The organism is Planosporangium mesophilum, from assembly GCF_016863255.1.
GTDB lineage: Bacteria > Actinomycetota > Actinomycetes > Mycobacteriales > Micromonosporaceae > Planosporangium > Planosporangium mesophilum.
On the sequence record NZ_BOON01000032.1, the window covers coordinates 50,136 to 69,976 of the forward strand.

The window sequence follows — 19,841 nt, forward strand, 5'->3', positions numbered from 1 at the left end:
ACGTCGAGGAGAAGTACAGCAATGGCACGCCGCAAGGACACCGGGTCGAAGGTCGACCTGTCCGCCTTCGACAACGCGGGCAGGCAGGTCCTCGACAACCCGCTGACCGTGGAGGTCGAGGACTCGTACCTGGAGTACGCGTACTCCGTCATCCACTCCCGCGCCCTGCCGGACGCGCGCGACGGCCTCAAGCCGGTCCACCGCCGCATCCTGTTCTCCATGAGCGAGCAGGGGTACCGGCCGGACCGCGGCCACGTGAAGTCCGCCCGCGTCGTCGGTGACGTCATGGGTAAGTACCACCCGCACGGCGACACCGCGATCTACGACGCGATGGTCCGCCTCGCGCAGGACTTCTCGCTGAACGTGCCGCTGATCGACGGGCACGGCAACTTCGGGTCGCCCGACGACGGGCCGGCCGCCGCCCGGTACACCGAGGCGCGGATGTCGCGGGAGGCGATGCTCCTCGTCGGTGAGCTGGGCGAGGACACCGTCGAGTTCAAGCCGAACTACGACGGGTCGTTGACCGAGCCTTCGGTGCTGCCCGCCGCGTTCCCCAACCTGTTGGTCAACGGCACCTCGGGCATCGCGGTCGGGATGGCGACCAACATGATCCCGCACAACCTCGGCGAGGTCGTCGCGGCCGCCCGGTGGCTGATCACGCACCCGAACGCCTCGCTGGACAAGCTGATGGAGTTCGTGCCCGGCCCCGACCTGCCGACCGGCGGCATGCTGCTCGGCCTGGACGAGGTGCGCAAGGCGTACGAGACCGGCCGCGGCGTGGTCCGGATGCGGGGGCGGGTCGAGACCGGCCCGCTGGAGGGCAGCCGGGGTCGCCAGGCCATCACCGTGACCCAACTGCCGTACGGCGTCGGCGCGGAGAAGGTCATCGCGGCGATCACGAACGAGGTCAACAAGACCAAGCGGCTGCAGGGCATCGCCGACGTGAAGGACCTGACCGACCGGGAGAACGGCACCCGACTCGTCATCGAGTGCAAGGTCGGCGTCAACCCCCAGGCGCTGCTCGCGGACCTGTACCGGCTCACCCCGCTGGAGCAGTCGTTCGGCATCAACAACCTGGTGCTGGTGAACGGGCAGCCGCAGACGCTCGGCCTGAAGGAACTGCTCGAGGTGTTCCTCGCCCACCGGTACGAGGTGGTCACCCGCCGGACCGCGTACCGGCGCCGCAAGCGCTCCGAGCGGCTGCACCTGGTGGACGGCCTGCTGATCGCGCTGCTGGACATCGACAAGGTGGTCCGCCTGATCCGGGCCAGCGATACCGCGCAGGACGCCAAGGACGGCCTGATGAGCCGGTTCAAGCTGTCGGAGATCCAGGCCACCTACATCCTGGACACGCCGCTGCGCCGGCTCACCAAGTTCGACCGGCTGGAGCTGGAGACCGAGCAGGCCCGGCTGCGCGCCGAGATCGCCGAGCTGACCCTGATCCTGGACGACGAGAACGCCCTGAAGAAGGTCGTCTCCACCGAGCTGGCGAGCGTCGCCAAGGAGTTCGCCACCGACCGCCACACCACGCTGGTCGACGGTGACCTCAAGGAGGTTCTCGCCGCGTCCGTACCCGCCGGGCCACTTCATGTGGCCGACGACCCGTGCCAGGTGATCCTGTCGGCGACCGGCCTGGTCGCCCGGACCGCCGCCGAGTCCGAGGAGGCGGCCGAGGGCCACCGCCGCAACGGCCGGTCCAGGCACGACGCCGTCCGCGCGATCGTGCACACGACCGCCCGCGGCCAGGTGCTGCTGGTGACGAACACCGGCCGGGCGTTCAAGACCGACGTCCTGCCGCTACCCGTACTGCCCGAGCAGGCCGGCACGGTGTCGCTGCGCGGCGGCATGTCCGCCAGCGAACTGCTGCCGCTGCAGCCGGGGGAGCGGGTCGTCGGCTTGGCCCCGCTCGGCGAGCAGGGCGCCGGGTCGCCCGGCCTGGCCCTCGGTACCCGTCAGGGCATCGTGAAGGTGTGCGCGCCGGAGTGGCCGGTCCGCTCGGACGAGTTCGAGGTCATCGGCCTCAAGGACGGCGACGAGGTCGTCGGCGCCGTGTGGCTCACCGACGGCGTCGAGACGCTGGTCTTCGTCGGCTCCGACGCGTCGCTGCTGCGGTTCAACGCGAAGGTCGTCCGCCCGCAGGGCCTGCGCAGCGGCGGCATGGCCGGCATCAAGCTGGCCGCCGACGCCGAGGTCGTCTTCTTCGGCGCGGTCCGCACCGACGACACCGAGTACGGCGAGCCGATGGTCGTCACCTCGACCGGCGAGAGCGTGAAGGTCACCCCGTTCAGGCAGTACCCGGCCAAGGGGCGCGCGACCGGCGGGGTGCGCGCCCAGCGGTTCCTCAAGGGCGAGACCCGGCTGGCCGTCGCCTGGGTCGGTGCCCGTCCGGTCGGCTCGACCGGTACGGGTCAGCCGGTCGACCTGCCGGAGGAGCTCGGGCGCCGCGACGGATCCGGCGTGGCCATCGCCGGACCGGCGATCGTCGGCCACCTCATCGAACGCGACTGAATCGAACGCGTCTGAATCGAACGCGACTGACGTGTCGCATACGACCGCGCGGCGGGCCCCCGACCGGGGACCCGCCGCGCGGCGTTTGTGCAGACCGTCAGCCGGCCGTGAGCTCGGTGCTCGTGAACTCGGTGCTCGCGTCGACGAGCCAGTCGACGAGGTAGGCCGCGAACGAGGCGCGTACCAGCAGCCAGAACTCCCCGGCCTCCCGCCCGACCAGCACCACCTGTGCGCGGGCGAGCAGCGTCTGGGCGCAGTCGCCGGTACCGAACGACCGGGGGTGCAGGTCCAGGGCGCAGCCGAGGGCGAGCAGGTCCCGGGCGCGTGCGCCGCCGAGCAGCAGGGTCGTGCGCTGCGCCGACACGTCCACAACGGATGCGTGCGCGTCGCCGACGGCCGACCGCAGCCGCGCCTCCAGCTCACCCTCGGTACCGGGTGCGCCCACGACCAGCCACTCGTCCGGGCCGAGCCAGAGCACGGTCACCTCACCCGCGCTGGCGCTCCCCGGCCCGGTGGGCAGTGCCACCCCGAGTTCGGCGGCGACCGCTTCGGCGGCCGGGCCCGTCGGGTCCAGCCTCAGGTTGAGCTGCGTCAGGAACGGCACCTCGGCCAGCGTCACCGCCCCGCCGGTGGCCGACCCGACCCCGGCGAGGCGGTCCGCGGCCGGGGCCAAGGGGCTTCGCCGGATCATCGTCTGCTCAGCCATCGCGCCGCTTCCCCTCCGGGTCGTACAGAACAGGGCCGGTGATCGTCACCGGTACGAGGACGTCCCCGAGCGGGGCGTACACCCGCTGGCCGATCCGGTCCCGGCCGCCCTTGATCAAGGCGAGCGCGAACGGGCGGCCCAGCGCCGCGCTGTGGTAGCTGGAGGTGACGTGCCCGAGCATCGGCACCGGGGGTTCGGGAAGACTCTCCATCTCCACCAGGTGCGCGCCCTCGGGCAGCAGCGTCTCGCCGTCGTCGGGCAGCAGGCCGACCAGGTGCTTGCGGTCGGGGCGGCCGGTGTCGGCGCGGGCGAACGACCGCTTGCCGATGAAGTCGGGCTTCTTCTTCGACACGATCCAGTCCATGCCGAGGTCCTGCGGCGTGACCGTGCCGTCGGTGTCCTGCCCGATGATCGGGTACCCCTTCTCGGCGCGCAGCACGTGCATGGTCTCGGTGCCGTACGTCGTGATGCCGAGCGGCGCGCCGGCGGCGAGCACCGCCTCCCACAGCGCGAGCGCGTCCCACCAGTTGACGTTCAGCTCGTAGGCCAGTTCGCCGGAGAAGCTGATCCGGCAGACCCGGGCGGCGAGCCCGGCGACCGTGGTGTCGCGCCAGGTCATGAACGGGAAGCTGTCGTTGTCGACGGCGAGGTCCGGCGCGAGCGTACCGAGCACCTCCCGGGAGCGCGGCCCGACCAGGGCAATGGTCGCCCACTGCTCGGTCACCGAGGTGCAGTGCACGCGCAGGTCCGGCCACTCGGTCTGGAGGAAGTCCTCCATCCAGTCCAGGACTCCCGCCGCGTTGCCGGTCGTGGTGGTGACCAGGAAGCGGTCTTCGGCCAGGCGGATCACGGTACCGTCGTCGAAGATCATGCCGTCCGGGCGGCACATCACGCCGTACCGGATCGAGCCCACCTTCAGGCTGCTCATCAGGTTCGTGTACAGCCGGTCGAGCAGGACGGCCGCGTCCGGCCCCTGTACGTCGATCTTGCCGAGGGTGGAGGCGTCCATCGTCGCCACGCCCTCGCGGGCGGCCCGGCACTCGCGCAGCACCGCGGCGTGCAGGTCCTCGCCGTCGCGCGGGTAGTACCAGGGCCGCTGCCACTGGCCGACGTTCTCGAAGAGCGCGCCGTTGGCCTGGTGCCAGGCGTGCAGGGCGGTCACCCGGATCGGGTCGTGCAGCGCGCCCCGGTCGCGGCCGGCGAGCGCCGCGAAGCTGACCGGCGCGTACGGGGGCCGGAACGTGGTCGTACCCAGGTCACCGACGTCGACGCCGAGCAGGTGCGCGACCACCCCACTGGTCAGTACGCCGGAGGTCTTGCCCTGGTCGTGCGCGGTCCCGGCGGTGGTGTACCGCTTGACGTGCTCCACCGAGCGCATGCCGGTACCGGTGGCGCGCCGGATCTCCGCGACGGTCACGTCGCGCTGCAGGTCCACGAACTGGACCGTCTCGTCGCCGGGGAGGACCCAGGTGTGCGCCGGGGGCGTGACCGGCGACTCGTCGGCGGCCGGCAGCTCCCGGCCGGTGCCCGCCGCGAATCCGGTCGCCTCGACCGCGGCCCGCCCGGCCCCGGTACCCTCGGCGAGGCAGCCGGCCAGGCCGTACGTGCCGTTGGCCGAGCCGGCGACCGCCACCGCCTCGCGGCAGCCGTCCGGTACGAATGAGCCGAGGTCGGCGTCGTAGCGCAGCTTGCCGCCGGCCTGGCTGTACAGGGCGCCGACCGGGTTCCAACCGCCGGAGACGAGCAGCAGGTCCGCCTCGAACTCGCGGCCACCGGCCAGAACCACCGAGGAGACCCGCTCCTCGCCGACGACCCGCTCGACGCCGTACCCGGCGAGCACCTCCACGCCGCGATCCGCGAGGCGCTCCGTCCACAACGGACTGACGCTGGGGCGGAGGTCGGCGATCACCGCGATCGCGACGCCGGCGTCGAGCAGGTCGAGCGCGGCCGCGTACGCGCTGTCGTTGGTGGTGAGCACGACCGCGCGGCGGCCGGGCAGGACCCCGTACCGGTTGACGTAGGTGCGGGCGGCGCCGGCGAGCATGATGCCGGGCCGGTCGTTGTCGTCGAACGCCAGGGAGCGCTCGTGCGCGCCCGTGGCGAGCACGACGCGGCGGGCCCGGATCCGCCAGATCCGTTCGCGGGACAGGTGCGCGGGCGCCGAGGCGCCGAGGTGGTTGGTGCGCCGCTCGACCGCCACGACGTAGTTGTCGTCGTAGTACCCGAAGGCGGAGGTACGGGTGAGCAGCCGTACCTCGGGGTTGGCGTGCAGGTCGGCGGCGACCGACGCGACCCAGTCCAGGGCCTTGGCTTCCCTCGTGCCGAGCAGGCTGCCGCCCGGCTCCGAGCGATCGTCGACCACGACCACCCGGGCGCCGGAGGCGGCGGCCACAGAGGCGGCGGCGAGCCCGGCCGGGCCGGCGCCGACGACCAGGACGTCGCAGTGGGTGTGCACGGCGTCGTACCGGGCCGGGTCCGGGTCGGTGGCCAGCCGCCCCTGACCGCCGAGGCCGCGTGCGACGAGCCCGTCGTACAGTTCGACGGTCGTCGCGGTCAGCATCGGCTCCGGGAACGGTGCCTCGACCTGTACCAGGGCGTTGGGCTCCTCGGCGCCGGCCGCGAAGATGCCACGCGGGCGGCCCAGCTTGATGCTCGTCGAGGTGCGGTGCACGCCGTTGGCGAGCAGCGCCGAGGCGAGCGTGTCCCCGGCGTACCCGGTGTAGTCGCGGCCGTCGAAGCGGAAGCGCAGCGGCCGGTCGCGGTCGATTCGTCCACCCTGGACGGTCCGGAACTCCTGCTGCGTCATGCCAGCACCGGCCTCGGCGCGCCGACCTTGTACACGGCCAGGATCTCGTTGGTCACGGTGTCACGGACGACGTTGAACCACCGCCGGCAGCTCGCCGAGTGGTTCCACCGCTCCGCGAAGGGGCCCTTGGGGTTGTCGCGGAAGAACAGGAACCGCGCCCACTCCTCGTCGGACAGCGCGGCGGGGTCGGAAGGGTAGGCCACGTGGGCCTGGCCGCCGTAGTGGAACTCGGCCTCCTCCCGGGGGCCGCACCAGGGGCAGGGGATGAGCATCATCGTCGCGGGCTCCTTGTTCTCGCGCGCTCAGTGAGCAACGGCGGCCGCGCCGTGCTCGTCGACGAGCGCGCCGGTGGTGAAGCGGTCGAGGCTGAACGGGGCGTTGAGGGGGTGGGGCTCGCCGGTGGCGATGGTGTGCGCGTAGCACCAGCCGACGCCGGGGGTGGCCTTGAAGCCGCCGGTACCCCAGCCGCAGTTGAGGTACAGGTCGTCCACCGGGGTGAGCCCGACGATGGGCGAGGCGTCGGGCGTGACGTCGACGATGCCGCCCCAGGTCCGCAGCACGTGGGCGCGGGCGAAGGCCGGGAACAACTCCAGCGCCGCCGACATCTGACGCTCGATGATGTGGAACGCGCCGCGCTGCCCGTACCCGTTGTAGCTGTCGATGCCGGCGCCCATCACCAGTTCGCCCTTGTGCGCCTGGCTCACGTACACGTGGACGGCGTTGGACATGACGACCGTCGGGTGTACCGGCTCGAGCAGTTCGGAGACGAGCGCCTGCAGCGGGTGGCTCTGCAGCGGCAGGTCGATGCCGGCCATCGCGGCGACCACCGAGGTGTGGCCGGCGGCCGACAGCGCCACCCTGCCGGCCGCTATCCGGCCGCGCGTCGTCTGTACCCCGGTGATTTTGCCGTCGGTGATGTCGAGGCCGGTCACCTCGCAGTGCTGGATCAGGTCCACGCCCAGCGCGTCGGCGGCCCGGGCGAAGCCCCAGGCGACGTAGTCGTGCTTGGCGATGCCGGCGCGCGGCTGGTACGTGCCGCCGAGCACCGGGTAGCGCACGTCGGGGGAGGTGTTGACGATCGGGCAGACCTCTTTGACCTGCTGCGGGTCGAGCCACTGGGCGTCGACGCCGTTGAGCCGGTTGGCCTCCACCCGGCGTACGCTGTCGCGCACGTCCTGGAGGCTGTGCGCGAGGTTGAGCACGCCGCGCTGGCTGAACAGGATCGGGTAGTCGAGATCCTCCTCGAGCCCCTCCCACAGCTTGAGCGCGTGCTCGTAGATGCCGGCGCTCTCGTCCCACAGGTAGTTCGACCGGATGATCGTGGTGTTGCGGGCCATGTTGCCGCCGGCCAGCCAGCCGCGTTCGAGCACGGCCACGTTGGTGATGCCGTGGTTCTTCGCGAGGTAGTAGGCGGTCGCCAGGCCGTGGCCGCCGCCGCCGACGATGACGACGTCGTAGCTGCGCCTCGGTTCGGGATTACGCCAGAGGTAGTCCGGGTGGTCGGGCAGATCGCTACCGGGTCCGGCCATCGGCGTCCTTCCGTCTCCGTTGTTTCTGTTGCGTATTCAGAGACACGGTTCGAAACTTCTACGTCTCGAGACTTCTATGTCTCTGAATACGCAACAGCTATCGCTATTCGCAACTAGCCTGCGCTGGCGGTTGCCCCGTGTCAAGGTCCGATTTCGCCGCGTCGTAGGCGCCATCCCACCCATCGGGCGAGGTGGGCGCGGAGCGCCGTCACGCGGTCCGCGGCGCCCGGCGCGCTGACCGGAAAGCACGGGTGCCGGGCAGGTCCGGCCGACTACGAAGCCCTCGCGCGGGTAGTCCACCCCCTTCGGCACGCCGTTCGCGGTGATCGGGAGGGGCTCATGGCGATCGCGAGCCTGGACGACCTGTTCGTCTACGAGCTGGCCGGCATGCGCGACGAGGAGACGGGGAGCGCCCTGTTGCTGGCGGACATGGCCGATCAGATCCGGGATGTCAACCTGCAGCAGGTCCTGAGGGTCGAGCACCGGGAGTGCCAGCGGCGGATCGAGAATCTGGAGCTGTGCTTCCACGCGCTGGGCACCCGGCCGAGGGGCGGCCCCAGCGTGGTGGTCGACGGGTTGCACGCGGATTACCAGCGGTTCCTGAGCCAGGACCCGTCACCGGTGACGGTGGACATGTACACGTTCGGCTGTGCGCTGAAGCTGTCCCACTTCGGCATCGGCAGTTACAGGGCACTGCTCGACACGTCGGTACTGAGGGGCCCGGCCGCGTGTACCCAGGCTCTCCGGACCAACCTGGTCATGAACGCGGAGAGCGCCGGCCGGATGGAGCGCCTCAGCCACGGGATAAGCCGGCGGATCATGGCCACCGCCTAGGTGGCCATGATCCGCGAGGGGCGCGCGGACCGTGCGCGCGCCCTCGCGGCTACCGTCAGCCCTTGGGCAGCCAGGCCTTGACCTTGTCCTTGTTGGCCTCCACCCACTTCTTCGCGGCGGCGTCCGGGGACATCTTGTCCTGGGCGATGTACTTGGCCACCGTGTTCTGGTCGGCGTTGGTCCAGGCGAAGTTCTTGACCAGCTGGTACGCCGGGCTGCCCGAGTCGGCGAACTTCTTGCTCACGAGCTTGTTCAGGTCGTACTTCGGGTAGTCGCAGGCGATCTTCTCCGCGTCCGCGTCGCAGCCCGCGGTGTACTCGGGCAGGTTCACCTTGACCAGCTTGACCTCGCTCATGAACCACTGCGGGTCGTAGAAGTACCCGATCAGCGGCGTCTTCTTCGCCTCCGCCTGGCGGAACGCCTGGATCAGTGCGGGCTCGCTGCCGGCGTAGACCACCTTGTAGTTCAGGTTGAGGTTCTTGACCAGCGCCTCGTCGTTGGTGACGAAGGACGGGTCGCCGTCGAGGATCTGGCCCTTGCCGCCGGACTCCGACGTCTTGAACAGGTCGGCGTACTTGTTGAGGTTCTTCCAGTCGGTGATGTCCGGGTACTGCTTGGCCATCCACGGCGGCACGTACCAGCCGATGACGCCGTTGACCCCGGTCGAGCCGGCGTCGACCGCGGTCTTCTGGTCGTCGATGTACTTCTTCTTGAGGTCGTCGTGGCCCCAGTTCTCCACGATGGCGTCGACCTCACCGGTACCGAAGCCCTGCCAGGCGACCTCCTCCTTGAGGTCCTTCTTGGTCACCTTGCACTTGAGCTCGGTCTCGGCGACGTACGCGATGACGGCCGCGTTCGCCTCGTACCCGACCCAGGGGTTGATGGCGATGTTGAAGTTGCCGCACTTGCCGCCGGAACCCGACCCGGCGCCGGCCGTGTCGCCGACCTTGGCGCCACCGCAGCCGGTGACGGCGAGGGCCACCGCGGTGGCGAACGCGACGCCGGCGAGTTTCCCGGCCTTACTGATGGTAGGTCTCATACTCTGGTCCTCCGGGGGAGACGGGTCCTCTGTGGGGATGGTCGGGCTGAAGCAATGTCGAGCCGAAACAGGTCACCTGGGCCCACCCGACCGCTCCGCCGCGGCGCGAGCGATCCGGTCGAGCATGATGCCGAGCAGCACGATCGCCAAGCCGGCCGCCAGCCCCTTGCCGTACAGCTGGGACTGGGAGAAGCCGGCGACCACGTCGTAGCCGAGCGCGCCGCCGCCGACGAGGCCGCCGACGACCACCATGGACAGTACGTAGATGAGCCCCTGGTTGGCCGCGAGGGTCAGCGACCGCCGCGACATCGGCAGCTGGACCTTGGTGATCAGTTGCCAGGTGTTGGAGCCGGCCGCCGTCGCGGCCTCCACGGTCGTCGCGGAGACGCCCCGTACGCCGTCGGCGACGATCTTGGTTGAGACCGGCGCCGCGAACACCACCGCCGCCAGGATCGCCGTGAACCGGCCGCTGGAGAACAGGGCCAGGAACGGCAGCAGGTAGACGAAGGCCGGCATCGTCTGGGCGCCGTCCAGGACCGGGCGGATCACCCGGTCCGCCCGGTCGCTGCGCCCCATCCAGACCCCGAGCACAATTCCGAGCGCCATCACCAGCAGCGTCGCGACGATCGTCATGGCGAGGGTGATCATGCTGTCCTGCCAGAGCCCGGTGCCGACGAGCAGGCCCAGGCAGACTGCGGTGGTGACGGCGGCGCGGACGCTGCCGAGCAGCACGGCCAGCGCCACGGCCACCGTCGCCACCAGCCACCACGGCGACTCGGTCATGAACGTCTGCAACGGGTTGAGCAGCCCGACCGTGACGCCGTCCTTGATCGCTCCGGTGACGCCAGCGACGTCGCCCTGCGCCCAGTCGGTGAACGCGGAGGCGGCCCGGGCCACGTAGCTGCCGACGTCGCCCCTGAGCGAGAACTCGGCCGCCCACACGTACGTGTACGACAGGTACGCGCAGGCCAGCGCGAGTACACCGAAGCCGGCCAGCAGCGGGCGGCGCAACCGCTCGGCGCGGCCGCCGGAGTGCCGGCGGCCCTCCTCGGCCCGGGCGCTCGCCGCCGTGGTGACCCGGTCCAGCACGATGGCCATGACCACGATCGCGAGCCCCGCGTTGAAGGCGGTGCCGACGTCGAGGGTCTGCAGCGCCTTGACGACCGTCTTGCCCAGGCCCGGCGCGTCGATGAGGGCCGCGATCGTCACCATCGACAGCGCGGCCATGATGGTCTGGTTGACGCCCAGGACGATCGTGCGCTTCGACAGCGGCAACAGGACCTTCGTCAGCGTCTGCCAGCGGGTCGCGCCGAGCGATTCGGTGGCCTCGAGCGGGGTCTCGGGCACCGACCGGATGCCGTGCGCGGTGAGGCGGATCGTCGGCGGCGCCGCGTAGATCAGGGTCGCGATCGTGGCCGAGGCCGGCCCGATCGAGAACAGCAGGGCGAGCGGGGCGAGGTAGACGAAGGTCGGCATCGTCTGCATGAAGTCCAGCACCGGCGTGACCAGCCGGTGGAACCGGTCGGACAGGCCGGCCAGGATCCCCAGCGGGATGCCGAACAGCAGCGACACGAGGACCGCCGACAGGGTCAGGGCGAGAGTGTCCATGCTCTCCTGCCACAGCCCCTGCAGTCCGAAGAAGACGAGCCCGCCCGCGGCGAGCAGCGCGACCCGCCAGTTGCCGACGGCCCAGGCGGCGTACGCGACGAGCGCGACCACGCCGAGCCAGCCCAGGACCGGCAACGGCCGGTCGAACGAGGGCTGCGCGATCAGACCCTGGATGAAGTGGACCAGGGTGTCGATGGCGAGCCGGATCTCATTGAAGAAGTACAGGAAGAGCGGGCTGGAGTTGCGGCTCGCACCCACGCTGTCGTTGACCTGGTTGATCCAGCGGTGCAGCGGCGTCAGCGAGGCGCCGGACAGGTGCAGGGTGTCCCGCCCGCGCAGCACCAGCCAGGCGAGGACCCAGGCCGCGAGGACGCCGGCCACGGCCAGGGGCCGGTTGAGCGGCCGGCGTGGGCGGCTCGGCGTGACCGCGCCCGCGGACGCGGACGCGGCGGGGGTGGTTGTCGTGACGGTCATCAGGCGCCGGCCTCGCTACCGGCGGGCTCCGTGCCGGCCACGATGGCGAGGATCTCCTCGTCCCCGACGATCCCCAGCAGCTTCCCGTCGGCGACGACCTTCACCGGCTTCTCGGCGGCGAGCACCACCCGGGTGGCGTCGCGGACCACCACGTCCGGGCCCAGCTCCGGGCCGTCGAGCACGTCGTCCGGGCGCGGGGCGCGCATGATCCAGCGCAGCGTGAGGACGTGCGAGCGGGGTACGTCGCGGACGAAGTCGCGCACGTAGTCGTCGGCGGGCGCGCCGACCAGCTCGTCACCGGTACCGCACTGCACCATCCGGCCGTCCCGCATGATGAGGATCCGGTCGCCCAGCTTGAGCGCCTCGGACAGGTCGTGGGTGATGAACACCATCGTCTTGCCGACCTCGTGGTGCAGCCGGATGACCTCGTTCTGCATGTCGCGGCGGATCAGCGGGTCGAGGGCGGAGAACGGCTCGTCGAAGAAGAGCACGTCCGGGTCGCCGGCGAGCGCCCGGGCCAGCCCGACCCGCTGCTGCATGCCACCGGAGAGCTGGTCGGGGTACGAGTTCTCGTACCCGCCGAGGCCCACCAGCTCGATGACCTCCATGGCGCGGCGGATGCGCTCGGCGCGGCCGGTACCACGGATCTCCAGCCCGTACGAGACGTTGTCGACGACCCGCCGGTACGGCAGCAGCCCGAAGTGCTGGAAGACCATGGAGAACTTGTGCCGGCGCAGTTCCCGCAGCCGCTTCTTGTCGGCGTGCAGGATGTCCTCGCCCTCGAAGACCACCTCACCGGCGGTCGGCTCGACGAGCCGGGTCAGGCACCGTACCAGCGTGGACTTGCCCGAGCCGGACAGCCCCATCACGACGAACACCTCGCCGGGCGCCACGTCGAACGACACCTCGCGTACCGCGGCGGTGCACCGGGCCCGCTCCATCAGCTCGCGCCGGGACAGCGCGGCCAGCTCCGGCGAGCGGGGCACCTGGTCGGCCTTGGGGCCGAACACCTTCCACAGCTCCCGGACCGAGATGACGGGGGAGCGGCCGTCGGTCGGCTGCTGGCGCGGTGGCGCCGCCGTCTCAGTACTCATGAGGCCTCTTTTCTGCGGGCGGCTTCTGTCCGGCTCGACGGTCGCGTCCGGCACCGCTCAGCCGCGGAACCAGTGCTGGGGGCGGGGGTCGATGTTCTGCCAGATGTGCTTGGTCTCGCGGTACTCGTCCAGCCCGGTCGGGCCGAGTTCGCGGCCGATACCGGACTGCTTGAAACCGCCCCACTCCGCCTGGGGTACGTACGGGTGGTAGTCGTTGATCCAGACCGTGCCGTGGCGCAGCCGCCCCGCGACCCGCTGCGCCTTGCCGGCGTCGCTGGTCCAGACCGCCCCGGCCAGGCCGTAGTCGGTGTCGTTGCCGATGCGCACCGCGTCATCTTCGTCGATGAACGTCTCCACGGTGAGGACCGGACCGAAGGACTCGTCGCGGACCACGGTCATGCCGGCGTGACAGTTGTCGAGCACAGTCGGACGGTAATAGAAGCCGCCGGCGAGCGGGGGGTCGTCGGGGCGGCGGCCGCCGCAGCGCAGCACCGCGCCCTCGGCGACGCCGGCCGCGACGTACGCCTCCACCTTGGACCGGTGCGCCTCCGAGATCAGCGGGCCGGTCTCGGCCTCGCCGTCGAACGGGCCGCCGAGGCGGATCCGCTCGGCGCGGGCCACCACGGCATCGACGAACGCGTCGTGGATGGACTCCTCCACCACGAGCCGGGCGCCGGCCGAGCAGACCTGGCCGGAGTGCAGGAAAATCGCGGTGAGCGCGAAATCGACGGCGGTGTCGAAGTCGGCGTCGGCGAAGACGATGTTGGGGTTCTTTCCGCCGAGTTCGAGGGCGACCCGCTTCACCGTCGCGGCGGCGGCCCCCATGATGCCGCGCCCGGTGGCCAGCCCGCCGGTGAACGACACCAGGTCGACGTCCGGGTGCTCGGCCAGCGGCGCGCCGACCTCGGCGCCCGCGCCGAGGACGAGGTTGGCGGTACCGGCCGGCAGCCCGGCCTCGTCCAGCAGCCGCATCAGCAGAATCGCGGTCGACGGCGTCAGCTCGCTGGGCTTGAGGACGAAGGTGTTGCCGGCGGCGAGCGCCGGCGCGACCTTCCACGAGGTCTGGAGCAGCGGATAGTTCCAGGGTGTGATGAGCCCGCACACGCCGAGCGGCTCGTGGACCACCCGGCTGATGGCGTCGGCGCGGCCGGTGTCGATGACCCGCCCGCTGTCGGTACCGGCGATGCCCGCGTAGTACCTGAAACAGGCGGCCACGTCGGCCATGTCGTATTCGCTCTCGACCAGGCGCTTGCCGGTGTCGAGCGACTCCGCGCGGGCGAGCTCGTCCTTGTCGCGTTCGATCAGCTCGGCGACGCGGTACAGCAGCGCGCCGCGCTCACGCGCCGGGGTCGCCGGCCACGGCCCTTCGTCGAACGCGCGCCGGGCCGCGGCGATCGCGGCCACGGTGTCCTCGCGGGTGGCCTCGGCGACGGTGGCGACGAGGCTGCCGTCGGCGGGGCAGCGGATGTCCCGCTGGCCGCCGTTCACCGGCTCGCGCCACTCTCCTCCGACGAACAGTTGCTTCACAGAAAGGCTCCAAGTTGCGTTATGCGCATCGCCCCGCTCGATGAGAAACATCACCCTCCCCTGTCGGGCGGAGCGGCGTCAAGGGTGGGCCCATATTTCGCCCGGTCAGCGACCCCGTCCGTGGCGATAGAACTGGACGGACGACGGCGCCAGCGGGGTGTTGCCGAGGATCAGGTCGGCGGCCTTCTCTGCCACCATCATCACCGGGGCGTAGATGTTGCCGTTCGTGACGTACGGCATCACCGAGGCGTCGACCACCCGCAGCCCTTCCAGGCCGTGGACCCGCATGCTCGTCGGGTCCACCACGGACAGCTCGTCGGTGCCCATCTTCGCGGTACAGGACGGGTGCAGCGCCGTCTCGCCCTCCCTCGCCACCCAGTCGAGGACCTCCTCGTCGGTCGCGACCGACGGGCCGGGCGAGATCTCGCCGCCGTTGAAGGCGTCCAGCGCGGGCTGGTTGAGGATGGCGCGGGAGACCCGGATCGCCTCCACCCACTCCCGACGGTCCTGCTCGGTGGAGAGGTAGTTGAAGCGCAGTGCCGGGTGTACCCGCGGGTCCCGGCTCTTGATCTTCACCGAGCCGCGGGCGTCGGAGTACATCGGACCCACGTGGACCTGGTACCCGTGCCCGCCGGACGGGGCCGACCCGTCGTAGCGGACCGCGATCGGCAGGAAGTGGAACATCAGGTTCGGGTACGCCACGTCGTCGTTGCTGCGCGCGAAGCCGCCCGCCTCGAAGTGGTTGGTGGCCCCGGGCCCCTTGCGCAGGAACAGCCACTGCGCGCCGATCCACGGGGCGCGCCACTTCGCCAGGTACGGCTGCATCGACACCGGCTGGGTGCAGGCGTACTGGACGTACACCTCCAGGTGGTCCTGCAGGTTCTCGCCGACGCCGGGGAGGTGGTGCACCGGGTCGATGTCCAGCGCGCGCAGCTCGGCGGCGTTGCCCACCCCGGACAGCTGCAGGATCTGCGGCGTGTTGATGGCGCCGCCGCAGAGGATGACCTCGCCCGCGTACACCCGGCGGGGCGTGCGGGAGCCGCCCTTGGTGTACTCGACGCCGGTCGCGCGCCGGCCCTCGAAGAGCACCCGGCTGACGAAGGACCGGGTACGCACCTCCAGGTTGGGCCGCTTCATCGCCGGGTGCAGGTACGCCCGGGCCGCCGACAGCCGCCGCCCGTTGCGGACGTTGCGGTCGAACGGGGCGAAGCCCTCCTGCTGCTCGCCGTTGACGTCCGTGGTCAGCGGGTACCCGGCCTGCTTCGCGGCCTCCATCATGGCGCCGAACAGCGGGTTGGTGGCGGGGCCGCGCTCCAGTACCAGCGGGCCGTCGTGGCCGCGGAACGGATCGTCCGGGTCGGCCGCGAGGCAGTTCTCCATCTTGTTGAAGTACGGCAGGCAGTGGGCGTAGTCCCAGGTCTGCATGCCCGGGTCGGCGCCCCACCGCTCGAAGTCCATCGGGTTGCCCCGCTGGAAGATCATCCCGTTGATGCTGCTCGAACCGCCGAGTACCTTGCCCCGGGCGTGGTAGATGCGCCGGTTGTGCATGTACGGCTCGGGCTCGGACTCGTACTTCCAGTCGTAGAACCGGCTGCCGATGGGGAACGTCAGCGCCGCCGGCATGTGGATGAAGACGTCCCACGGGTAGTCGGCGCGCCCCGCCTCCAGTACCAGGACCCGGTTGGACGGGTCGGCCGACAGCCGGTTGGCCAGCGCGCTACCGGCGGAGCCGCCGCCGACGATGATGAAGTCGTACCGCTGTGACGTCATGTGAACCTCATTTCGCCCCGTCAGTGAGGGCACTGTCGGCGACGGCCGGGCCGGGTGGGAGATTGGGCGCCTCGGTGGACAGGGTCACGTGGACGACCCCGTCGACCACCTCGACCGCGTGCGTGCGTACCGGCCTCTTCGCCGGCGGCGCGTCCACCCGCCCGGTACGAAGGTCGAACTTCGAGGCGTGCAGGGGGCACTCGACCTCGCACCCCTCCAGCCAGCCGTCCGCCAGCGACGCGTCCTGGTGGGTACAGGTGTCGTCGATCGCGAACACCTGGCCGTCCTCCGTGTGGAAGATCGCCACCGGCGGCTCGACCGCCCACCGGTACGCCTCCCCGGGCGGGATGGCGGAGAGCGGGCAGACGGGGTGCGTCATGCGGAAACTCCTGGAGTCATGAGGGCCGGGGCGGCGGCAGGCACGCGCAGTTGACGGCGCCAGCGGGTGAAGAGTTTCGGTTGGTTCATGGCGAGCGCGGCCACGAATTGACCGTCGCGCTCGTACAGGGCGAGGAAGCTGCGGTCGTCGGGATGGCCCTCGATGATCCTTACCGCGTCGCCGTCCGTGCGGTGGCCCGCGAACTGGATGCGCACGCCGTACTGGTCCGACCAGAAGTACGGCGCCGGCGCGTACTCCCGGCGGGGATTGTCAACGGTGCCGCCGAGCAGCGTCGCGACGGCGGCCGCCGGCTGCTCGTGGGCGTGCGTCCAGTGTTCGGTACGGGTGACGCGCCGCGTGTACGGCGAGAACGACACCGCGCAGTCGCCGGTCGCGACGACGCCGGGCAGCTTGGTCGCGCCCGCCGCGTCGGTGACGACGCCACCGGCGAGCTCAAGGCCGGAGCCGGCCAGCCACTCCACATTGGGCTGCGCACCGACGCCCACGACCACGACGTCGGCCGGCAGCAGGGTGCCGTCGGCGAGCTCGACGGCCGTGACCCGCTCCGAGCCGAGCAGCCGGGCGACGCCGGTACCGGTCAGCAGGCGGACGCCGTGGTCGGCGTGCAGGCCGGCGCAGACCGTTCCCATCTCGACCCCGAGCGGGCCGGCGAGCGGGACGGGGAGCGCCTCGACGACCGTGACGTCGAGGCCGAGGCTGCGGGCGCTGGAGGCGACCTCCGCGCCGATGAAGCCGGCGCCGATGACGACGAGGCGCTCGGCGGCGGCCAGGTCGGCGCGCAGCGCCACCGCGTCGTCCAGGGTGCGCAGGGTGTGAACGCCGGCGAGGCCTCCCGTACCGGGCAGTTGCCGGGCGCGGGCGCCGGTCGCGAGGACGACGGCGTCGGCCCGGATCTCGGTACCGTCGGCGAGGGTGATGCCGCGGTCGTGGGCGTCGAGGCGTACGGCGGTGGCGCCCAGGCGCCAGTCGACCGCCAGGTCCTCGTCGGGGTCGCCGAGGGCGAGATCAGCCGCGGCGCACCGGCCGGTGAGGAAGTCTTTGGACAGCGGCGGCCGGTCGTACGGTTCGTGCCGCTCGGCGCCGATCGCCACGATCTCGCCGTCGTAGCCCTGCCCGCGCAGGGCGCGGACAGCGGCCAGGCCGGCCAGCGAGGCGCCGACGACCGCAATGCTGCGTAGCGCGCCGGTACCGGTCACGACACCCGCCCTCCTCCGTTGTGGAATGTGAAACAGCTCGTGAGATACGCAACAGCGTGCATGGCAGTCCGGGGCGAGTCAAGACGCGAAACAGGCTGTTTACCCGTCGGGTGATCTCGCCTTACCCGTCGGGTGATCTCGCCTTGCCCGTCGAGTGATCTCGCCGCAGTGGAGAATGTCGCTTATCGTTGCGCCATGAGCAACCCTGCTGAGGCCCGTACCGAGTCCGGCCCCGTGCTCGTCCAGTCGGTCGACCGAGCGCTGAGCATCCTCGAGATCCTGGCCCGCCGCCGGGACGTCGGCGTCACCGAGATCGGCAGGGAGTTGGGTGTCCACAAGTCGACGGCGTTCCGGCTGCTCGCGGTGCTGGAGAACCGCGGTTTCGTGGAGCAGGCGGAGGAGCGTGGGTCGTACCGGCTGGGCTTCGGGATCGTACGGCTGGCCGGCGCGATCGGGGCGCAGCTCGACCTGACCAGGCAGAGCCGGTCGGCGTGCGAGCAGCTCGCCGCCGACCTGGGGGAGACCGTCAACATCGCGATCTTCGACAACGACCGCGCCGTGAACGTCACCCAGGTCCTCGGCGCCGCCTCGATCGCCAGCCAGAACTGGGTCGGCAAGCAGACCCCGCTGCACGCCACCTCCAGCGGCAAGGTGCTGCTGGCGCACGCCCCGACCAGTGTCCGGGCGCCCATCGTGGCGGGTCCGCACGAGCGGTTCACCGAGGCGACCATCACCGACCCGGCCGAGCTCAAGGCCGAGCTGGACCGGGTACGGGAAGCCGGCTGGGGCAGCACCGCCGAGGAGTACGAGGTGGGCCTCAACGCCCTCGCGGCGCCGGTACGGGGGGCGGACGGCAGCGTCGTCGCCGCGCTCAGCATCTCCGGCCCGGCCTACCGCCTGGCGCCGGAGTCCTTCCCGGAGATCGCGGCCCGGGTCGTCGCCGCGGCCGGCGAGGTCAGCTCGCGGATGGGGTACTTCGGCTAACTCTCTCCAGCGAACTCGTTGTATCACGCGCAACGCGCGGCGTATGGTGCAACCCACGCCGCCGCGAAGGAGTCTGCCCATGGTGCCTGTCGATTCCCGCACGCTGCTCGACCTGCCGCTCGCTGAGCTCGACCCGGAGGTCGCCCAGGCCGTCGGCCAGGAACTGCGCCGCCAGCAGTCGACCCTGGAGATGATCGCCTCGGAGAACTTCGCCCCGCGCGCCGTGATGGAGGCGCAGGGCTCGGTGCTCACGAACAAGTACGCCGAGGGCTATCCGGGCCGCCGCTACTACGGCGGGTGCGAGTACGTCGACGTCACCGAGCAGCTGGCCATCGACCGGGTGAAGGCGCTGTTCGGCGCCGAGTACGCCAACGTGCAGCCGCACTCCGGCGCGCAGGCCAACGCGGCCGCCATGATGGCGCTGCTCACGCCGGGCGACACCATCCTCGGTCTGGACCTCGCCCACGGCGGGCACCTCACCCACGGCATGCGGATCAACTTCTCCGGCAAGCTGTACAACGTCGTCGCGTACCACGTCCGCGAATCCGACTGCCTGGTCGACATGGACGAGGTCGAGCGGCTCGCCCGGGAGCACCGGCCCAAGCTCATCATCGCCGGCTGGTCGGCGTACCCGCGCCAGCTGGACTTCGCGCACTTCCGGCGGATCGCCGACGAGGTCGGCGCGTACCTCATGGTGGACATGGCGCACTTCGCCGGCCTGGTCGCGACCGGCCTGCACCCCAACCCGGTACCGCACGCGCACGTGGTCACCACGACCACGCACAAGACGCTCGGCGGCCCGCGCGGCGGGGTCATCCTGAGCGGCGAGGCCGACCTGGGCAAGAAGCTAGCCTCCGCGGTCTTCCCCGGCCAGCAGGGCGGCCCGCTCGAGCACGTCATCGCGGCGAAGGCGGTCGCCTTCAAGGTGGCCGCGTCGTCCGCCTTTGCCGAACGCCAGCAGCGCACGCTCGACGGCGCCCGCATCCTCGCCGAGCGGCTGACCACCACCGACCCGGCCGCCGGGGTGAAGGTGCTGACCGGTGGCACCGACGTGCACCTGGTCCTGGTCGACCTCCGCGCCTCGGCGCTCGACGGTCAGCAGGCCGAGGACCGGCTGCACCACATCGGCATCACGGTCAACCGCAACGCCGTACCCTTCGACCCGCGACCCCCGATGGTCACCTCCGGCCTGCGCATCGGCACCCCCGCGCTGGCCACCCGGGGCTTCGCCGCCGACGACTTCCGCGAGGTGGCCGACATCATCGCGACCGCGCTGGAGCCGGGGTACGACGACGCGCTCGGAGAGAAGCTGCGCGGGCGCGTCACCGACCTGGCCGGCCGGCACCCCCTGTACCCGGAGCTGTGA

General features: G+C 71.2%; 15 protein-coding genes. 4 read left to right on the forward strand and 11 right to left on the reverse strand.

Going from position 1 to position 19,841, the window contains the following annotated elements:
• Positions 1 to 21: 21 nt before the first annotated feature.
• Positions 22 to 2,508, forward strand: coding sequence for a DNA gyrase/topoisomerase IV subunit A (locus Pme01_RS17255; RefSeq protein WP_168116045.1), 2,487 nt, complete (start codon positions 22 to 24; stop codon positions 2,506 to 2,508).
• 97 nt (positions 2,509 to 2,605) lie between these two features.
• Here Pme01_RS17255 and Pme01_RS17260 read toward each other — a convergent pair whose 3' ends face one another.
• Genes Pme01_RS17260 through Pme01_RS17280 form a run of 4 tightly spaced genes read right to left on the reverse strand, consistent with a single transcriptional unit; the run spans position 2,606 to position 7,549 of the window.
• Complete coding sequence (locus Pme01_RS17260; RefSeq protein ID WP_168116046.1) at positions 2,606 to 3,214, reverse strand: sarcosine oxidase subunit gamma; 609 nt, start codon at positions 3,212 to 3,214, stop codon at positions 2,606 to 2,608.
• Complete coding sequence (locus Pme01_RS31085) at positions 3,207 to 6,020, reverse strand: 2Fe-2S iron-sulfur cluster-binding protein (protein ID WP_168116047.1); 2,814 nt, start codon at positions 6,018 to 6,020, stop codon at positions 3,207 to 3,209. Before Pme01_RS31085 ends, Pme01_RS17260 begins: the two co-directional genes overlap by 8 nt.
• Positions 6,017 to 6,295, reverse strand: coding sequence for a sarcosine oxidase subunit delta (locus Pme01_RS17275; RefSeq protein ID WP_168116048.1), 279 nt, complete (start codon positions 6,293 to 6,295; stop codon positions 6,017 to 6,019). Before Pme01_RS17275 ends, Pme01_RS31085 begins: the two co-directional genes overlap by 4 nt.
• A 27-nt stretch (positions 6,296 to 6,322) precedes the next feature.
• Complete coding sequence (locus Pme01_RS17280; protein WP_168116049.1) at positions 6,323 to 7,549, reverse strand: sarcosine oxidase subunit beta family protein; 1,227 nt, start codon at positions 7,547 to 7,549, stop codon at positions 6,323 to 6,325.
• A gap of 339 nt (positions 7,550 to 7,888) precedes the next feature.
• Between Pme01_RS17280 and Pme01_RS17285 the strand changes: the two genes are divergently transcribed.
• The gene (locus Pme01_RS17285; RefSeq protein ID WP_168116050.1) at positions 7,889 to 8,383 is read left to right on the forward strand and encodes a YciE/YciF ferroxidase family protein; all 495 of its coding nucleotides are present in this window, start codon (positions 7,889 to 7,891) and stop codon (positions 8,381 to 8,383) included.
• Between the two features lie 55 nt (positions 8,384 to 8,438).
• Here Pme01_RS17285 and Pme01_RS17290 read toward each other — a convergent pair whose 3' ends face one another.
• The 7 genes from Pme01_RS17290 to Pme01_RS17320 form a co-directional block, all read right to left on the reverse strand.
• Positions 8,439 to 9,422 carry an ABC transporter substrate-binding protein gene (locus tag Pme01_RS17290; RefSeq protein ID WP_168116051.1) on the reverse strand — a complete coding sequence of 328 codons (984 nt, stop codon included), beginning with the start codon at positions 9,420 to 9,422 and terminating at the stop codon, positions 8,439 to 8,441.
• 72 nt (positions 9,423 to 9,494) lie between these two features.
• Entirely contained in the window at positions 9,495 to 11,504 is a 2,010-nt protein-coding gene (locus tag Pme01_RS17295) for an ABC transporter permease (protein ID WP_168116052.1), read from the reverse strand.
• Positions 11,504 to 12,598 (reverse strand): quaternary amine ABC transporter ATP-binding protein, encoded by a 1,095-nt coding sequence (locus Pme01_RS17300; protein WP_168116053.1) that lies wholly within the window; start codon positions 12,596 to 12,598, stop codon positions 11,504 to 11,506. Before Pme01_RS17300 ends, Pme01_RS17295 begins: the two co-directional genes overlap by 1 nt.
• Before the next feature lie 57 nt (positions 12,599 to 12,655).
• The gene (locus Pme01_RS17305) at positions 12,656 to 14,125 is read right to left on the reverse strand and encodes an aldehyde dehydrogenase family protein (protein ID WP_168116054.1); all 1,470 of its coding nucleotides are present in this window, start codon (positions 14,123 to 14,125) and stop codon (positions 12,656 to 12,658) included.
• Positions 14,126 to 14,230: 105 nt separating this feature from the next.
• Positions 14,231 to 15,895, reverse strand: a complete 1,665-nt coding sequence (gene betA, locus Pme01_RS17310) for a choline dehydrogenase (RefSeq protein ID WP_168116055.1) — start codon at positions 15,893 to 15,895, stop codon at positions 14,231 to 14,233.
• A gap of 7 nt (positions 15,896 to 15,902) precedes the next feature.
• Positions 15,903 to 16,274 carry a bifunctional 3-phenylpropionate/cinnamic acid dioxygenase ferredoxin subunit gene (locus tag Pme01_RS17315; RefSeq protein WP_168116056.1) on the reverse strand — a complete coding sequence of 124 codons (372 nt, stop codon included), beginning with the start codon at positions 16,272 to 16,274 and terminating at the stop codon, positions 15,903 to 15,905.
• Complete coding sequence (locus tag Pme01_RS17320; RefSeq protein WP_168116057.1) at positions 16,271 to 17,491, reverse strand: NAD(P)/FAD-dependent oxidoreductase; 1,221 nt, start codon at positions 17,489 to 17,491, stop codon at positions 16,271 to 16,273. Before Pme01_RS17320 ends, Pme01_RS17315 begins: the two co-directional genes overlap by 4 nt.
• Before the next feature lie 195 nt (positions 17,492 to 17,686).
• Here Pme01_RS17320 and Pme01_RS17325 point away from each other — a divergent pair, with 195 nt between their 5' ends.
• Entirely contained in the window at positions 17,687 to 18,475 is a 789-nt protein-coding gene (locus Pme01_RS17325) for an IclR family transcriptional regulator (RefSeq protein ID WP_168116058.1), read from the forward strand.
• A gap of 79 nt (positions 18,476 to 18,554) precedes the next feature.
• A complete protein-coding gene (glyA, locus tag Pme01_RS17330; RefSeq protein ID WP_168116059.1) occupies positions 18,555 to 19,841 on the forward strand; it encodes a serine hydroxymethyltransferase in 1,287 nt (428 codons plus the stop codon).